Source organism: Paenibacillus hunanensis, assembly GCF_034055775.1.
Lineage (GTDB): Bacteria > Bacillota > Bacilli > Paenibacillales > Paenibacillaceae > Saccharibacillus > Saccharibacillus hunanensis.
Map to the genome: position 1 here is coordinate 2,405,159 of NZ_CP139194.1, position 16,241 is coordinate 2,421,399.

Here is a 16,241-nt window from a genome sequence, read left to right on the forward strand (position 1 = left end):
AAAAATATATATAATCGCCAAATGGCATAGATTACAGAGGAAAGGGGTCATTTATGAGCGAACAAATATCCTATACAACCGAAGAGATCGCACGGCTATTAAAGGTATCCAAATTGACCGTGTATGATCTGATCAAAAAAGGAGAGCTGCCTGCCTATCGCGTGGGCAAACAGATGCGGATTGATCACGATGATCTGGAGATGTACAAGCAGCGTGCAAAGGACGGTATGCTGCGTGAGCAAGCAGGGCAGCTTCAGCTACGTGAGCTACAAAATGATACACTGGCTCATCCACCAGACACTGGGATGGCGCCCGATGCTGCTGATCGTTTATATCCTGCGCAGCATCCACCTCAGGAGCCCACTGCGGCTTCACCTGCATTCGTGCATGCCGCTTATGCAAGACCAGAAGAAATTTTACGCAATATCGGTACAGTGCAGCCGGTAACCGAAGAGCCGCTCATGACGCCATCCGGTATGCGTCCGCTCGTCATCACCGGTCAGGATACTAGCCTTGATTTGTTGGCGCGTTATATGGAAAAAGATGGTCGTTTTCGTGCATTGCGCTCCTTTGCCGGCAGTATGGATAGTCTCGTTTCGATGTATATGGGGCATTCGGATATTGTGAGCACGCATCTGTATGACGGAGAGACAGGCGAATATAATTTACCCTATGTGCGCAAGCTGCTCGTATCGCGTTCATTTACGGTGATTAATCTGGTATCAAGGCGAGCGGGATTGTATGTACAGCGCGGTAACCCCAAGCGTATTAATAGCTGGAAGCAGCTTGGACAGACAGGCATTCGTCTGGCGAATCGTGAGCGTGGAGCGGGGGCGCGTGTATTGCTGGATGAACAGCTTCGTTTAAATGGGATTCGTCCATCTACACTACGCGGCTATGATCGAGAGGAAACCTCGCATATCGCTGTCGCCGCACGTATTGCAGCAGGTGAAGCCGATGTGGGAGTCGGTAGTGAGAAGGCGGCTGCGATGGTGGGGATCGAGTTTATTCCACTTGCTGTTGAGCGCTATGATCTGGTGGTTTTGAATCGTCCGGAGCATGCAGAATGGATTGCGCTACTTAAACGGACACTGCAATCCGAGGAGTTTAAGCGTGAGCTGCAAGCGATTGGCGGCTACGATCTGTCGAGAACGGGAGAGATCATTTACGAAACGGAGTATTAAGGAAGTAAGCTATAAGGCTGATGTGTACCTATTGGAACGGGTACGCTTAATGCGTTTGTGCGTACGTATTAAATGCTATTAGAAATGCTATTAAGTATAATGATCTGCCTGCACAATTGAATAATGAACATTTGAATAATAAACATCCGGCGCTTGATCGATCATGCTACGTATCGGTTAAAGCGTCGGATTTTTAATATACAGTTGGAGTGGAACGGCAGGTGGATGATAGGTGAGCATTAGTTTAACGAATAGAATGTAATTAGAAAGGCTCATTTCGTTGTTTTGACAATGATAATTATTATCATTAATAATAAATAGTATCCGCCGAACGGATATCGGCATGAGGGAGGGAATAGATATGTTCGTTATTTTACGTACGATGACAGTAAGTGAGGGTCATGCGGATCAAGTCGTAGAGCGCTTTAGCAAGCCGGGCTCCATCGTTGAACAGCAGCCTGGTTTTATTGATATCCAAGTGATGGTGAAGCAGGTTCGCCGTGGAGAAGAGGAAGTTGTCATTATGTTCCGCTGGGAATCCGAAGAAGCCTGGAAAAATTGGGAGAAGAGCGACGCACATATTCAAGGTCATCGCCAAAATGCAGGTCAGCCGAAGCCAGAATATATTCTTAATGTGTCCCATGCTCGATATGACGTCAAAGCGATCAAGTCGGCAGCTACGCAATAAGTGTTGAATCGGACTAGAACTGCTATCATCTTTGGCAAGTAGCAAGTAGCAAGTAGCAAGTAGCAAGTAGCAAGTAGCAAGTAGCAAGTAAACTAGTATACATGTTGAACGGTATACCAGCGATTCAATAAAATAAGCAGCGCTTGAATCAAGTCATCAATGATTCCATAAAAAAGCCATTCCCGAAGCTGCCTGGCAGCATACTACGATGTCTATAACATACATCGAGATGCAACGGACAGAAGGAATGGCTTTTTAATGTTCATATTCGTATATCTGCAATATCTAAATTCCTGAATCCATGAATCAATTATCAGGCACGTGAATCGAATGGCTCGATCGTTACCGGGCTTTGTTCATTCATGGAGCCTTCATATGCTTTTTGCGCATAGGCGATGCGCTGATGCGTGAGTGGCGTCTGTTCATACTGGCTATGCAATACTTTAAAGTCTGCCATATTTTCATAATTAACGGTAGAAATAGCCGCTGGCTTACTAACCGTATGATGAGAAGGAACCTTCTCCATCATTTGTTCAAATTGAACATCGCTTTGTGTATTGGCAGCAGTGCGCTTTTGCTGAGCGTATTTCTCTTGTTGCTCCGCACGCTTTTCAAAAATTTGTCTTGTATAATAGGCGAGATCGGCTGTGATTTTGCGTACAGCTTCAATCGGATTGACTCTCATAATCTAATCACTCCTTTACCGCTCCTGCATATCTAATTCAGGACGGTTCGTTTCCGGTAGCCTTTACATGCCAGAGGAGAGGACGTAAAGCGTACATATGCTTTATATCGGCACAAGCATCGTTTTGTATTACCCGATCATCCCTATGCTAACGCTAATCACTAATTTTCGGCAGGATGACTCCGGTTAAGCATATCATAGTCGATTACTCAGAACCATCAAGCCGGGCTGGTTGGTGAAGTCTTTTAATGAAAATAAATGGAATAGAATGCAGTACTATAAGCCAGGCAAGCTGCTAGACTGGATTATAGATTGACGTAGATAGCGATGGTGTATATAATAACTATGTGTTAATAACAAAATGATAATATATAACTGGAATCTAATTATTATAATAGTAATGTTCACTTTATATTCAGCAACAAGCAGATGTCATTGCTGAAAGGAATATCGACAGGAGGTTTGTGTATGGGTGAAAAAGATCATGAGCAGTCTTCTTCATTTGCCGAATCAGGGGAGCGTCTGGATCAGCGAGGCTGGAATGAGCAGCAGTATTTGGAGCAGTATGATGTTAGTGCATTTGAACGTCCTTCGGTCACTGCGGATATGCTGATTTTTACGATTTTGGATGAGCAGCAGGATAATTATCGCAAGCTGCCTGAAAAGTCGCTTCATCTGATGATGGTACAGCGCGGAGAGCATCCTTACCTGGGCTGGTGGGCATTGCCGGGTGGTTTTGTCGGCATGAAGGAAAGTCTGGATGAAGCGGCGGCACGTGAGCTACGTACGGAGACTGGACTGGATGGCATTTATATGGAGCAGCTATACACATGGGGAGCGGTAGATCGTGATCCACGTACGCGAGTGATTAGCACGGCGTATATGGCACTTGCCGATTCGACCAGTCAGCAGATCCAGGCTGGTGACGATGCACAGGATGCACGCTGGTTCAAGCTTGGTTATCGGGTGCTTCAGGAGAAAAAAGTCCATATGGAAGGCGGATGCAGGCTGGAGCGCGATGTGCAGGTTGAGCTAACACATCAGGATATTCGCCTGACAGGTACGGTTCGAGTAACGCGCATATATCACGGTACACTAATCGGTGAACAATGGCAGGTGCTTAGCAGTGAAGGAATTGCATTTGATCATGTACAGATGATTGCGTATGGATTGGAGCGACTGCGCAGCAAGATCGAGTATACGGATATTGCGTTTAATCTGATGCCGCCGCTGTTTACGTTATCTGCCTTGCAGCAGGTGTATGAGATCGTGCTGGGCAAAGAATTACTAGCCCCAGCCTTCCGCCGTAAAATGGCACCGCGAGTAATCGCGACGAATGAGTATACAAAGGATGCAGGTCATCGACCGTCTCAGCTTTATCGTTATCGTCCAGAATGGGAAGTATAGAGGCGAAATATAGATTAGGTAGTAACAATAGGGCTGAATGAGCCGCATAGCAACATCTCGGGATCATAGCAGTTAATAGCTGCTATAACTAGCACGACACATGAAAGAGTATAGCTATATCCAATAATGAAAATAAATCGTCATTCGCATACTAGCAAGTGAATGAAGAATGAATAGTAAGCATAAGTAGGATAATTATAAAATTAAAATCATTGCGTGTTATAAAGATTCAATAAAGTAGAAAGTTATCGAGTGATCAAGCAATAAAGTAATAAAGCAATTTAGCATGTGCTTCAGTAATAAAATAGTAATCATATCGTTTAAGATAAGCCGTCAATAGGTGTCCCATATGAATGACGATGTAACCAAACTCGAAACAATAGCTTCATTATAATGAAGCAAGCTCGAATGTAGATTGATGTAGTCTTACTATCATAGTTTTTCTGATATAAAAAGCATGAAATAATAGCCTCCTATAGCCTAACTACAAGCAAGATCGATATCATCATTTAGTAGAAGTAGAAGTAGAAGTAGAAGTAGAAGTAGAAGTAACTCGGGTTATATCCTTCTGCTTGGTCGGCGCCATACAGTAATAGGCTAAGCAGAAGGTTTTCATGAAGAATATATGCTGATCTTTTCTATGTTAGCGTGTACGTCAAGCTGATGGATCAGTCTATTTGTAGCTTTTTTACATGCACAATAACACATATTAGAATGAACAATCTTACCTAATTGCAATTCGATGATTTGCAGTAATTTAAATCAAGTATTTTATAGCAAGCAACATGAAAGGAGCATGAACATCATGAATCATCCATTCAACACAAACTCTCGCTCTAACCGACAAGCCCAGCAGGGACAACGCGAAATTCGCTCGCGTTGGGCACAGGAAACGCTGGATATTTTGGAAAAAGGACAATATCGCACCACATCAGGCGTAGATGTCCAGATTGCACAGCAGGTGGAGCGCACCATTCGTGAAGCAGTATTATACCGCCCACAGGAACGCGCAGCAGTGCAGCAGCTGGCAGAAGAACGTATTCAACAGCTTATGCGCGCTGATGCAGATGCTACATCTATAGATACACATACCGATCATCTTGTAGATGAAGCAACTGAGACGAATCCGACTCAAACATTATCAGCCTCGAACGGGATAGCAGAAGCCAATCAACATCAACCACCTGCATCAATCGATCAACAGCAGGTAGCACCTTTTAGCTCTACTACCAAGCCGCGCAGTGCAACGATCGAATGCACAGCAGAAACGACATTACAGGCAGCCGAACGACTTGTGGTACAAGAGCAGCGGCAGCATGTGATGGCGCTGAATTTTGCTTCTGCTCGGAATCCAGGGGGCGGCTTCCTCGGCGGAAGTCAGGCGCAGGAGGAAAGTCTGGCTCGTTCCTCTTCGCTCTACCCATCTATTGTACAGATGGAAGAGATGTATCAGCATAATCGTCGTGAGAAAAGCTGTATGTATTCCGATTATATGATCTACTCGCCAGATGTAACGGTATTCCGTAATGATGATGGCTCATTGCGTAACCAGCCCTATGCGGTATCGATGCTGACCGCACCTGCTGTCAATGCGGGGATTGTGCGTGAACGCGAGCCAGAACGTGCAGAAGAGATCGAATTCGTCATGAAGCAACGTATACGTTACTTGCTGTCCGTTGCCGCTGCACATGGACAACAGACGCTGGTGCTCGGTGCATTTGGATGCGGCGTATTTCGCAATGATCCAGCGCAGGTAGCCTCATGGTTCCATGATATTTTGCAGCTGGAGCATTATGCGTGGTTGTTTGATCACATTGTATTTGCCATCCTGGATCGTTCCAAGCAAGGCGATGTGATTCGCCCATTTCATAAGTTGGCTACTGTATAAAATGAAGTAGTAGAAGTATAATGGTCTATTCTTATTGTAGTTTCCTATTTTAGTAGCGTCCTTCTGTATGAGAGAAGGGCGCTATTTGGTGTTTCAGTCATGAAGCGACCTGCTACAAGAGCTATATATTTTACATATCGTAATATAGAACTACAGGATTGTACTGAAGAGAGGCATCTATGCTAGTTCATTGTAAAAAACGGAACTTGAAGAGATTCAAATTTTAATTATAATAGACGTAAACTATGTGATAAATATCATAACCTAAAATGAACTAAAATCTAATATCAAGTAAAGAAAAGGCTGTTAAAGGGAGGTTGTGTCAATGATGTATACATCATCCGTTTCTCGTTTGCAGATGATGCCTATCCAATTTGGCTTTCAGCTGGAAACCAAATTTTATGTGGAAGGTAAAATGACACGAAAATCTAATCAGCCGGTGCTTTATTACGAATTTTACAGCAGTGCACAGACAGATCATATTCATGTGGTGCCGGACGGATGTGTGGATGTATTATTTTCGTGCGATGGTTCCGGACAATGGGCAGAAATCTGCGGGAGTGTACTCATGCCGCGAATCCTTACTTTTCAAACCAGTATGCGTTATTTTGGAGTGCGATTTTTACCGGGGCATGGAATTGGCGCGATCCCACTCAAGGATTGGGTTGAACAGCGAGTAGGCTTGCGAGAAATACTACCTGCATCGAGTGAATGGATTGAGCTGATCAGTAGTGCGGCGCATTTCGAAGAGCGGGTGCATTTATTTGATAAGCTGCTATTGCCACATTTGCTGGGTGAGCCATTGCCAGAGCTGGTCGATTATTGTCTGGAGCAGATTACGGGTAGCCGTGGCTGTATTGCGATTCATGATTTGTCTCAATATACAGGGTATTCGACTCGTTATGTGAGGAAAAAGTTTGAAGAGACGGTCGGCTTCTCACCCAAGCTATTTGCGCAGATTGTACGCTTTCAGCATGCTCTGCATATGATTATGCGAGACGAGCTGGATTTGCTGGATATTGTGCATGAACAGGGGTATTATGATCATTCGCATTTTGTGAATAATTTTAAAAAGTTCAGTCATCTGTCGCCGCAGCAATTACGCACTGAGCTGAGTCAATTGCGCCTTGCAAGAGGGATAGAGTTGTTTTAGACGGCTTCATCTAATGAGGAAGTAACTGGAAGAGCAGATCAATAACATGGGCGACCAAGATAACCTTGATGATCTAACGATAAGTATTACATTTAAAAAAAGCCCGGATGCTCACTGCGCAAAAGTGAGCATCCGGGCTTCATTATGCATGGCTATTCAGGTAATACGTTCTGCTTCTTCCATCGATTGTCCAGCATTCGCATAGGTGGAGGGACGATACCATTTGAGCCAGATACCGACTACAACACCGACAACAGCAACCAGCGCAAGTGTGAATTCCATCAATAGTGGAACGGAGGATTGACTCGTCCCGACCAATGCTGGAAAGTTAATAATCGTAATCACTGTCGCACCGAGCAAGCCGAGCGCAGATAAAGACGGGGCAATGCGGCTATGCCACCATCTACGATCTGCGCCTGTACGAAGGAAGAATATAATAATAGAGAAGCCGACGATCGTATACAGACAGAGTAAGCCGAGACTTGCCATTGCCGACAGATAAGCAAAGGTTTGCAGGAACGGGTCCCAGCCTGCGGCAATCGTTAAGCCGATGAACACTACAGATAACACACTCAGTAGAAGCCCAGCAACATAGGGAGAACGATGTGTAGCATGAAGCTTGGTCAGAGCAGCTGGTAATACCCCTGAGCGTCCCATCGAAAATAAATAACGAGCAATCACATTATGATAAGCGATTAATCCAGCAAAGGCACTTGTCACAAATAAAGAACGTAGCACCCAGACTGACCATACTCCCAGATGACTTGCGGCTAGATCGGTGAATAGACTGGTCGGATCAAGACCTTCGGTCAAAATCGCATTCACCTTCGTCATCACGCCTTGAGCGCCCCAGCCAACGATAACGCTATAGCTAATAAAGGCATATAGTACGCCAAGAATGGCAACAGCGGTGTAGGTAGCAACAGGAATCGTACGATTCGGATTTTTCGCTTCTTCTCCGTAAATGACAGTCGCTTCAAAGCCGATAAATGCGCCCATGCAATACATAATCGCAATGCCTGGTGAGCCACCAAAGATTGTGGCTGGCATGAATGGGGCTGCGGTAAAGCCTTCCGGTGTTCGAGTTAGCAGAGCAGCACCCGCGATAATTAATAAAATTACCACCTCCAGAATCATACATACCCCAAGTAACTTCGCCCCTACATCGACTCGACGATAGCCGAGAATGCCCACAATCATACAGCACAGGATGGAATAGCTCCACCATGGTAAATGAATACCAAAGTCTGTAAACAAGGAGTTAAACGCATTTCCCACCAGTCCATATAGTGCCAGTAGTAAAGCCGAGTACGCAGTGATCGCCAGTAGGCTTGCGCTAATACCCGGAATCTTGCCTATCCCATTAGCCACATAAGCGTAAAAAGCACCTGTATTCCGTACAAAGCGACTCATCGACGTATACCCTACCGCAAATAGCACCCACAAAATCAAAGCAAGCACATAAATACCAGGCGAGCCAAGCCCATTGCCTAATCCCATCGAAAAGGTCAATGTGCCCATTAACGCCATAAGCGGTGCAGCAGCTGAGATGACAAAAAAGACAAGTCCCGGCACACCCAGTGCATCGGGCATAAGTGAAGCCTGTTGCTGCTTAACTGGCGCTATATTCGGTTGTGCATTGTCCATTTCAATTCCCCCTTTATTCGTACAGACATGCGGATGCTATATAGTAGAACGTTCTGTCTCGATTGCTTGTCTTATCGTTATTATGTACAGTTTGTTACGAATTGCATTGTAAAAAGCGGATTACATGTTAACTAATATGACTTAAAAAGCGTAAAAATTCTAAAAAAGCGAATGATCCTATTTTTACAATACAGTTTATTCGTTATTTCGTTATGATAGCAACACGAAAGGTAAACAAATATAACTTGTATCGAAAGGGGACATCAACAATGTCTATTCGTATTGAAGCGATTACGCATCCATTAGAGCCACTTACTGCTACGGAGCTGGAGCAGACGATTGCCATATTAAAGCGTGAGCTGGAGCTGGATGAATATTATCGCTTTGCCAGCATTAATCTGTATGAGCCCGCAAAGGAAATTGTTCTCCAATATCAATCTGGTGATCCGCTGGAACGCGAAGCCTTTTGTGTGCTGCTTAACAACCGGGATGGGCAAACGTATGAAGCGGTCGTATCGATCAGCACAGGCAAAGTTATCTCATGGGTGCATGTGCCTGGTGTGCAGCCTTCCATTATGGTGGATGAGATGATGCTCTGTCAGGAGCTGGTCAAGCGTGATCCGGACATGATCAAGGCACTGGAACGTCGTGGCTTAACCGATATGGAACGTATTATGGTTGATCCGTGGTCAGCCGGACATTTTGGACATGAAGAGGAGGAAGGACGTCGGATTGTACGAGCGCTCAGTTATTATCGAACGTCGGAATTTGATAATTTGTATGCACGTCCGATCTCTGGACTGTACGCGCTTGTCGATCTGAATCAAATGAAGGTGCTCAAGATCGTTGATCGCGAAATTGTCCCTTTACCGCCAATGGATGGCAACTATACAGCGGATGCAGTAGGCCCCTTACGCAATGATGTGCGTCCACTGGATATTGTTCAGCCGCAGGGCCCTAGCTTTACCGTGAACGGACATGAGATCAGCTGGCAAAAGTGGAAGGTACGGTTTGGGTTTCATTCACGTGAAGGTCTGGTGCTGCATACTGTAAGCTATAGAGATCAGGAGCGTGAGCGTCCGATTCTATACCGAGCTTCCTTATCCGAAATGGTTGTGCCATATGGTGATCCCACTGAGCCAGTCAATCGCAATAATGCCTTTGACGCCGGGGAATATGGGATTGGAATGCTCGCCAATCCGTTGGAGCTGGGCTGTGATTGCTTGGGTGAGATTCAATATTTTGATGCACATTTTGCAGATAGTCAGGGCAATATTGTCCAGATTAATAACGCGATTTGTCTGCATGAAGAGGATTTTGGTATCGGGTGGAAGCATACCGACTGGCGTACCGGACATGTGGAGGTACGGCGCTCACGTCGACTTGTACTATCCAGCATTTCCACAGTTGGTAATTATGAGTATGGTTTCTTCTGGTACTTTTATCAGGATGGCTCGATTCAGTTTGAGGTGAAGCTAACCGGTATTTTGCATACCGAAGCGATTCAGCCGGATACGCGTTATCCGTATGGTAATCTGGTTGCACCGCAGCTATTTGCCGCGCATCATCAGCACTTTTTTAATATTCGTATGGATCTGATGATCGATGGTATAGATAATTCCGTATGTGAGGTTAACACGGTATCGATGGATAAAGGGCCAGATAATCCGTACAGCAATGGCTTTTATCCTGTGACGACGACCTTTACAAAGGAATCCGAAGCGATTCGTGATCTTGATCTACGTACCGCTCGATACTGGAAATTCATTAATCCTAGCTCCAGAAATGCGCTGGGTGATCCGGTTGGTTACAAGCTATTTGCTGGCGAAAATGCGTACCCATATGCGCATGATGATTCCCCATTAATGAAGCGAGCTGGATTTTTGAAGCATCATCTGTATGTAACGCCATTTGATCGGGAGGAGCGTTATGCTTCGGGGCGTTATCCGAACCAGCATGCAGGTGGAGATGGTCTGGAGCACTGGGCAAAAGCAGACCGCGATATCGAAAATACCGATGTGGTCGTCTGGTATAACATGGGGCATCATCATATTACAAGACCTGAAGATTGGCCGGTTATGCCAACTGCCTATATTAGCTTTATGCTGAAGCCTGTTGGCTTCTTCGATCGCAGCCCGGCACTGGATGTTCCACCTTCTCCACCCAAATCACATGGTCACTGTCAGCATCATTAAGGAGGGCATACAATGGAGAAAATAAGTGTGAGCTCAGCACATCATGGGTCAGCTCCTTTTGTCCGCGGACGTGGAGCATCATTGGGCTCTGTATTCTCGTCATTACTTCCTACTATTCTACTCGTACTGTTACATGCTGTGCATATGCTCGTATTGCCTGCGCTGGCATCTTCTATGTCGATGATGAGTGAGTATAGTATGGAGTTGAGTAGTATGACCATGAATGGAATGAGTGGGATGGATCATAGTATGATGCAGCATATGAGTCAGAATGCCAATGCCACTGGAATCCCGTGGATGGAGATAGTATGGGGAGCGATCTGGGTTGTTTCTATCGCGAGTATTGCACAGGCAGTCTATCAATGGTGGAAGCTTCTACGTAGTAGATCGATGTCGAAAATGAATTATGTGTGCGCTGGATTTTCAACGATTTCATTTGCTGTAGCGGTTTATAGTATCGCGATGCTGATAGGATGAAATATGCTGAATGAATGGCGTTGAGCTTGAGCGGTAAAGCAGAGGATAGTGTAGGGTGATCGTTCATTTATTCGTGCTCGTTTAGCTATGAATAGCAACTCATAAGAGAGAGCAATGATAGAGAGAGGATATGACCTTGATGGAGAAACGATATGACCTTTAAATGATGAATATGAATCGACAAATGTAACAATGAAGGAAAATTGAAAGCTATAAAAGCTGAAATGATTACGATAAAAGTTCTATTTTGCCGTTGAGAAGAGAATCATACGGTAAAATGGAGCTTTTATTTATTTCAGTGTTGTTGATCTTCTAACACGGGATACAATAAAAAGTGATTTTTGCGAAGTGAAATATCTTACTGCATCAGTGTTAGTAATCTATTAACACGAGGTTGAATAAAAAAATGATTTTTGCAGAGCAAATTATCTTACTATCTATACAACTACAAATAACATAAAAATTTCAATACATGAAAAATTCATAATAGAAAAGAACGTTCACCCTCGTTACTTCATAACTTCCTCACCATTTAGCTTCCCCTTATTCAATACGCGTAATCGCCGTTTTAACAGACGTTCTATACAAATTTATTTTGAAAAATAGGTAAAATAAAACATAATTATGTGATAAGATACATACGAATCAGTAACTAACTGATTAATCTAAACAGAAAAAGTACATCTGCTAGACCACCATTTAAAAACAAAGGGGCTAACACACATGAAGCACATGAAAAAGTTGTTCGCAGGCATCGTTACCGCAGCACTGGTAGCTGGAACAGGTATCGCTGTATCCTCTACCGCGCAAGCTCAATCGTCACAGCAGGTACAGGGCTTTACCAATGTAAAAGGGGTGTATTACAAAAACTGTACTGCGGTACGCAAAGCGGGCAAGGCTCCATTGTATAAAGGTGAACCAGGGTATCGCTTAAAGCTGGATCGTGATAAGGACGGCGTAGCCTGCGAGTAAGTGTAATGAGGTTGGATGAGTGTACGGCGCTAGTGTAAGAGTGTGCATAAATGCAAGATGTACGATTACGCCAGCAAACTACACTAGAGTAATCTACACTAGCATCCGACGAACAGCAGATATCGATCATCACGCTACGACAATCATAAGCAATAATTACGTATTTTCATAAAAACTGCTAGATGAACGACAATACAAGAAAAAGATAGCGTACTAAAATAAAAGCTCCAGCAGCGAGGAATGATTCCTTCTGCTGGAGCTTTTTGATTGTCGTTGAAGTCATACATTTATCGCGGCAATTGCAGTGCAAAGGTACTGCCAGCTGGTGAACTACGTCGTAATGATAGATCGCCGCCCTGTGCACGAGCAAGTAGCTGGCTGTAGGTCAGACCTAGACCCAGACCACGCACATTGCGCTTTTTCTTTTCCCCGCGATAGAAGCGCTCGAAAATATGGGATTGATCCTCTGGTGTTACTCCTGATCCATTATCGCTAACCTCCACATGCAGCATACCATCCTCTGCATACATCGTAATCGAGAAATGGATCGGCTGTGACTGATCGGATGCTTGCAGTCCATTGTTGAGCAGATTGACGATGATCTGCTGAATACGTAGTGAATCGCCCATTGTATACATCGGCTCCTCCGGCAGATTCAGCTCGATATTCAGCTCATTTATCTCATGGGTGAGCTGCCATTGATAAGCAACCTCGCGAATAAGCAAGCGCAGATCAAGTCGGTCACGCCGCACCTCCACACTACCCGCAGTTAGTGCATTATAATCGAGTAGATCGGATACCATACGCTCCAGTCGCCCGGATTCCTTGAGTGCGATATCGACAAACTCACGAGCTTCCTCGCCAGAAACGACATCATCCCGCACTGCCATCATTAATCCTTTGATCGAGGTGACAGGCGTTTTCAACTCATGCGTGACCCCTGCAAGAGACAGCGCACGCCATTCCTCCAGATGCTTGAGCCGCTGAGCCATTTCTTCAAAGGAAGACACCAGCTCCTGAATTTCTTTTTCCCGTGTATGAATATTGAGCTTCACATCGTAATTACCAGCACAGATCTGCTGAGCAGCTTCGGCGACACCACCAAGCGGACGCGATAGCTTGCGAGAGAGCAGATACAAGGTAAGCCAGCCGGACAGAATGAGCACAGCGAGCAGGATGAAGATGAACATGAGCTCATTAGGGCTGTAAGTAAGTGATTTTTTTGATTGTAAAATGCTCACCTGACCGATCTGCTTATTGCTACTGTTATCGATCGGCGTATTGATTGCCATAAAATTCGCATCCCGCGCGGTAGTTAGATCATCGCTAAGCTTGTTGTACATCTGCTTCTCCGTAATGGCAGGGCGTGAAAACATCAGCTTGCCCGTATGATCCGTAATGATCAGACATGTACCTTCATCAATATTGAAGAACCGCAATCGATTCTGAATAATCGCATCCAGATTCGGTGGAACGTCGATCTGACCGGAAGAGGTAGTCACACGATCGGCAACCTCCTGTCCGAGCAGTCCAGCAGTACGAATCCGACTATCCATCGTCGTATCACGTGCCCAGTAGATTGCTGCGATTGCGATCACCACAAAGCCGAGACATAAAATAATGAAATAGCGCACTGTCCAGTAGGATAGCAACGATACAGTACGTGGAGATTTTACTCGTTGATCCAAAATTGATACCCCATTCCTCGTAAAGTGCGAATCTCGCCTGCATCAGAAGACCAGTGCGATAACGATTGACGCAGTCGTTTGACCGATAGGTCTACAGCGCGATCACTGCCTTCATAATCTATTCCCCATACCTGTTCGATCAGATGATCACGGGTAAAGGTTCGATTCGGATATTCAGACAGAAATAGCAATAAGGATAGATCGCGTGGACTGAGTCCGACCTCAGCACCGTTGAGATAGACACATTTGGCTGCATCATCGATCACGAGATTGCCGAAATGTCGCTTACTACTACGATCCTGTAAAAACGGACGTCGCCGTAGTACAGCATGAACACGGGCAACGACCTCCTCTGGCATAAATGGCTTGGTCATATAATCATCTGCGCCGCTATCCAGACCATGCAGTCGATCCGTAATGCCATCGCGCGCAGTTAGCATAATGACCGGGCAGGAATGATGCTCACGAATGAGCTGTAGCACTTCCCAGCCGTCCAGCCCGGGCAGCATCACATCCAGCAGCACTAGCGCAGGTTCTCGCTCGCGAAAAAACTCCAGTGCCTGAAGTCCATCCGAAGCATGGATGACCTCAAAGCCTGCTTTTTTTAAATAAGCGGATAATACACGAGCAATGCTCGGCTCATCCTCTACAATTAAAATCAATTTCATAACAACAATAACTCCTTGTGTGTAGAATACACCGAATCTACGCAGTATTTACCAAAGTATTAAACGATATGCTTTACATGCAAAATAGCTATACGATTAGCTAGCAAGAGTAGTCATCTTACAATCAGGTGCTTAGTACATCTATTGTACATGTGTAACAAATCGAGTTGCAACTGAATTATAGATAGTGATAAATAGTGATAATGCAGGACGATTTGCCATAGCCAGCGATTCGATATGTAAAAATATACAATATCTAGCATAAAGCATAGCGTTTTATAAATTTTTTTCCAAACTTGAATGATGGACACATTGTCGACATATTGAGCTTTTATAATTAGCCCATAAAACATTGAAAGTAACATACTAAAAGAGAGAACGAAAAGGAGATATGGATGATGAATAAAAAAACGCGAAATTGGTTGATTGCAGGTGTGGTTGTCATTGCAATTGTAGGTATTGGGGGTTATACATTTATGAAGAGCTATCTTGGTAACAAGGTAGCGATCGAGAGCGTCGTGCCCGCACAAACTGCGGCTGCTGAAAGCACAGGTGCCGCAACGTCTGCACAGAGTGCAACGGGAAGCGAGCTGAACGGAAACTGGGCGATCAATGACAAGTCCAAAGTATACTTCTCGGTTACAACCTCCCAGGAAACTGTTAACTTTGTAGATAACAAAGTAAGTGGTAGCTGGAATGTGAACGTAGACGATCCTTCCAAAATGACAAGTGAAGGACAGATCGACATGAGCGCGATCGACTCCGGTACAGCTCAGCGTGATGAGCACGTTAAAAGTGCAGATTTCTTCGACGTAGCGCAGTTCCCGAACGCAACGTTTAAAGCGACTTCATTTGAAAATGTACCAAAAGAATGGGTATCCGGCGCAACCAATGATTTTAAAATGACAGGTACATTGACGGTAAAAGGCAAAGAGAAGGAAGTAACGTTTGATATGAAAGGCGTATACCAGGATGGCCAGGTATTATTGTCAGGTACAACTAAAGTGACCTTCGCTGACTTTGGTATGAAAAATCCACACTCTGTTGTATTGAGCACGCAAAATGATATTAATGTACAGCTGGAGCTGGTGCTGGATAAGAAGTCTTAATAGGATGTAAGTAATAATAAGGAAGTAACCATTATATGAATCTGCACCAATGCAGTTGAATATAGTATGTAGATATGCACTAAATAGTCTAATCACAAGCAGCCGATAATCGTAATGATTGTCGGTTGCTTGTTTATATCCATTGCCCTGCTGTTTCGAACGAACAGCATACAGCTTAATATACATAAAAAGGAAAAAAGAAGAAGGATAAAAGAAAAGGTAAAGAAAAGCGCTAACAAGGAGGATAAAACGAGGAGAATGAGTTGGCATAGGTTTGAGAGAATGGAGCGATTTATTACTCTTATAAAATGTGACGTAAAGGTTTATGTATAGTCGCAAATTATACTCCTTTATAGCATCCCATCAGCATAAAAATATATGATTTTTAATGGTGAAATAAATTCAGCGATATGATTACGCCTGCTGACTTGTTTAACGAAAAAACCTTGCTACTAAAGCATTTATACGCCTGTTACTACA

12 protein-coding genes and 1 pseudogene are annotated in these 16,241 nt (G+C 44.4%); 9 read left to right on the plus strand and 4 right to left on the minus strand.

Going from position 1 to position 16,241, the window contains the following annotated elements; translation table 11 throughout:
• Positions 1–53: 53 nt before the first annotated feature.
• Together SK066_RS09835 and SK066_RS09840 are read left to right on the plus strand one after the other, a co-directional pair.
• On the plus strand, positions 54–1,184 hold the full coding sequence (locus SK066_RS09835; RefSeq protein WP_320544511.1) for a helix-turn-helix transcriptional regulator: 1,131 nt from the start codon (positions 54–56) through the stop codon (positions 1,182–1,184).
• 361 nt (positions 1,185–1,545) lie between these two features.
• Entirely contained in the window at positions 1,546–1,872 is a 327-nt protein-coding gene (locus SK066_RS09840; RefSeq protein WP_320544512.1) for an antibiotic biosynthesis monooxygenase family protein, read from the plus strand.
• A gap of 313 nt (positions 1,873–2,185) precedes the next feature.
• Here the strand turns inward: SK066_RS09840 and SK066_RS09845 are convergent, their stop codons facing one another.
• Entirely contained in the window at positions 2,186–2,557 is a 372-nt protein-coding gene (locus SK066_RS09845) for a hypothetical protein (protein ID WP_188775508.1), read from the minus strand.
• 468 nt (positions 2,558–3,025) lie between these two features.
• Between SK066_RS09845 and SK066_RS09850 the strand changes: the two genes are divergently transcribed.
• The 3 genes from SK066_RS09850 (at position 3,026) to SK066_RS09860 (ending at position 7,005) form a co-directional block, all read left to right on the plus strand.
• The gene (locus SK066_RS09850) at positions 3,026–3,964 is read left to right on the plus strand and encodes an NUDIX hydrolase (protein WP_320544513.1); all 939 of its coding nucleotides are present in this window, start codon (positions 3,026–3,028) and stop codon (positions 3,962–3,964) included.
• Positions 3,965–4,769: 805 nt separating this feature from the next.
• The gene (locus tag SK066_RS09855; RefSeq protein ID WP_320544514.1) at positions 4,770–5,852 is read left to right on the plus strand and encodes a TIGR02452 family protein; all 1,083 of its coding nucleotides are present in this window, start codon (positions 4,770–4,772) and stop codon (positions 5,850–5,852) included.
• Between the two features lie 325 nt (positions 5,853–6,177).
• Positions 6,178–7,005, plus strand: a complete 828-nt coding sequence (locus SK066_RS09860; protein WP_320544515.1) for an AraC family transcriptional regulator — start codon at positions 6,178–6,180, stop codon at positions 7,003–7,005.
• Positions 7,006–7,161: 156 nt separating this feature from the next.
• Here the strand turns inward: SK066_RS09860 and SK066_RS09865 are convergent, their stop codons facing one another.
• Positions 7,162–8,652 (minus strand): APC family permease, encoded by a 1,491-nt coding sequence (locus SK066_RS09865; protein WP_320544516.1) that lies wholly within the window; start codon positions 8,650–8,652, stop codon positions 7,162–7,164.
• 269 nt (positions 8,653–8,921) lie between these two features.
• Here SK066_RS09865 and SK066_RS09870 point away from each other — a divergent pair, with 269 nt between their 5' ends.
• The 3 genes and pseudogenes from SK066_RS09870 to SK066_RS09880 form a co-directional block, all read left to right on the plus strand.
• On the plus strand, positions 8,922–10,847 hold the full coding sequence (locus tag SK066_RS09870) for a primary-amine oxidase (RefSeq protein ID WP_320544517.1): 1,926 nt from the start codon (positions 8,922–8,924) through the stop codon (positions 10,845–10,847).
• A 12-nt stretch (positions 10,848–10,859) separates the two neighbouring features.
• Positions 10,860–11,324, plus strand: a complete 465-nt coding sequence (locus SK066_RS09875; RefSeq protein ID WP_320544518.1) for a hypothetical protein — start codon at positions 10,860–10,862, stop codon at positions 11,322–11,324.
• Between the two features lie 852 nt (positions 11,325–12,176).
• A pseudogene (locus SK066_RS09880) lies at positions 12,177–12,296 on the plus strand (excalibur calcium-binding domain-containing protein); the annotation flags it as partial.
• A gap of 287 nt (positions 12,297–12,583) precedes the next feature.
• Here SK066_RS09880 and SK066_RS09885 read toward each other — a convergent pair.
• Together SK066_RS09885 and SK066_RS09890 are read right to left on the minus strand one after the other, a co-directional pair.
• The gene (locus SK066_RS09885; protein WP_320544519.1) at positions 12,584–13,984 is read right to left on the minus strand and encodes a HAMP domain-containing sensor histidine kinase; all 1,401 of its coding nucleotides are present in this window, start codon (positions 13,982–13,984) and stop codon (positions 12,584–12,586) included.
• The gene (locus SK066_RS09890; RefSeq protein ID WP_320544520.1) at positions 13,969–14,652 is read right to left on the minus strand and encodes a response regulator transcription factor; all 684 of its coding nucleotides are present in this window, start codon (positions 14,650–14,652) and stop codon (positions 13,969–13,971) included. Before SK066_RS09890 ends, SK066_RS09885 begins: the two co-directional genes overlap by 16 nt.
• A gap of 395 nt (positions 14,653–15,047) precedes the next feature.
• On the opposite strand from SK066_RS09890, the gene SK066_RS09895 reads away from it, so the two are divergent.
• Positions 15,048–15,761 (plus strand): YceI family protein, encoded by a 714-nt coding sequence (locus SK066_RS09895; RefSeq protein ID WP_320544521.1) that lies wholly within the window; start codon positions 15,048–15,050, stop codon positions 15,759–15,761.
• Positions 15,762–16,241: the final 480 nt, after the last annotated feature.

Coding starts and splice junctions, on each gene's coding strand:
- SK066_RS09835 (WP_320544511.1), top strand. CDS start 54: ATGAGCGAACAAATATCCTATACAACCGAAGAGATCGCACGGCTATTA.
- SK066_RS09840 (WP_320544512.1), top strand. CDS start 1,546: ATGTTCGTTATTTTACGTACGATGACAGTAAGTGAGGGTCATGCGGAT.
- SK066_RS09845 (WP_188775508.1), bottom strand. CDS start 2,557: ATGAGAGTCAATCCGATTGAAGCTGTACGCAAAATCACAGCCGATCTC.
- SK066_RS09850 (WP_320544513.1), top strand. CDS start 3,026: ATGGGTGAAAAAGATCATGAGCAGTCTTCTTCATTTGCCGAATCAGGG.
- SK066_RS09855 (WP_320544514.1), top strand. CDS start 4,770: ATGAATCATCCATTCAACACAAACTCTCGCTCTAACCGACAAGCCCAG.
- SK066_RS09860 (WP_320544515.1), top strand. CDS start 6,178: ATGATGTATACATCATCCGTTTCTCGTTTGCAGATGATGCCTATCCAA.
- SK066_RS09865 (WP_320544516.1), bottom strand. CDS start 8,652: ATGGACAATGCACAACCGAATATAGCGCCAGTTAAGCAGCAACAGGCT.
- SK066_RS09870 (WP_320544517.1), top strand. CDS start 8,922: ATGTCTATTCGTATTGAAGCGATTACGCATCCATTAGAGCCACTTACT.
- SK066_RS09875 (WP_320544518.1), top strand. CDS start 10,860: ATGGAGAAAATAAGTGTGAGCTCAGCACATCATGGGTCAGCTCCTTTT.
- SK066_RS09890 (WP_320544520.1), bottom strand. CDS start 14,652: ATGAAATTGATTTTAATTGTAGAGGATGAGCCGAGCATTGCTCGTGTA.
- SK066_RS09895 (WP_320544521.1), top strand. CDS start 15,048: ATGATGAATAAAAAAACGCGAAATTGGTTGATTGCAGGTGTGGTTGTC.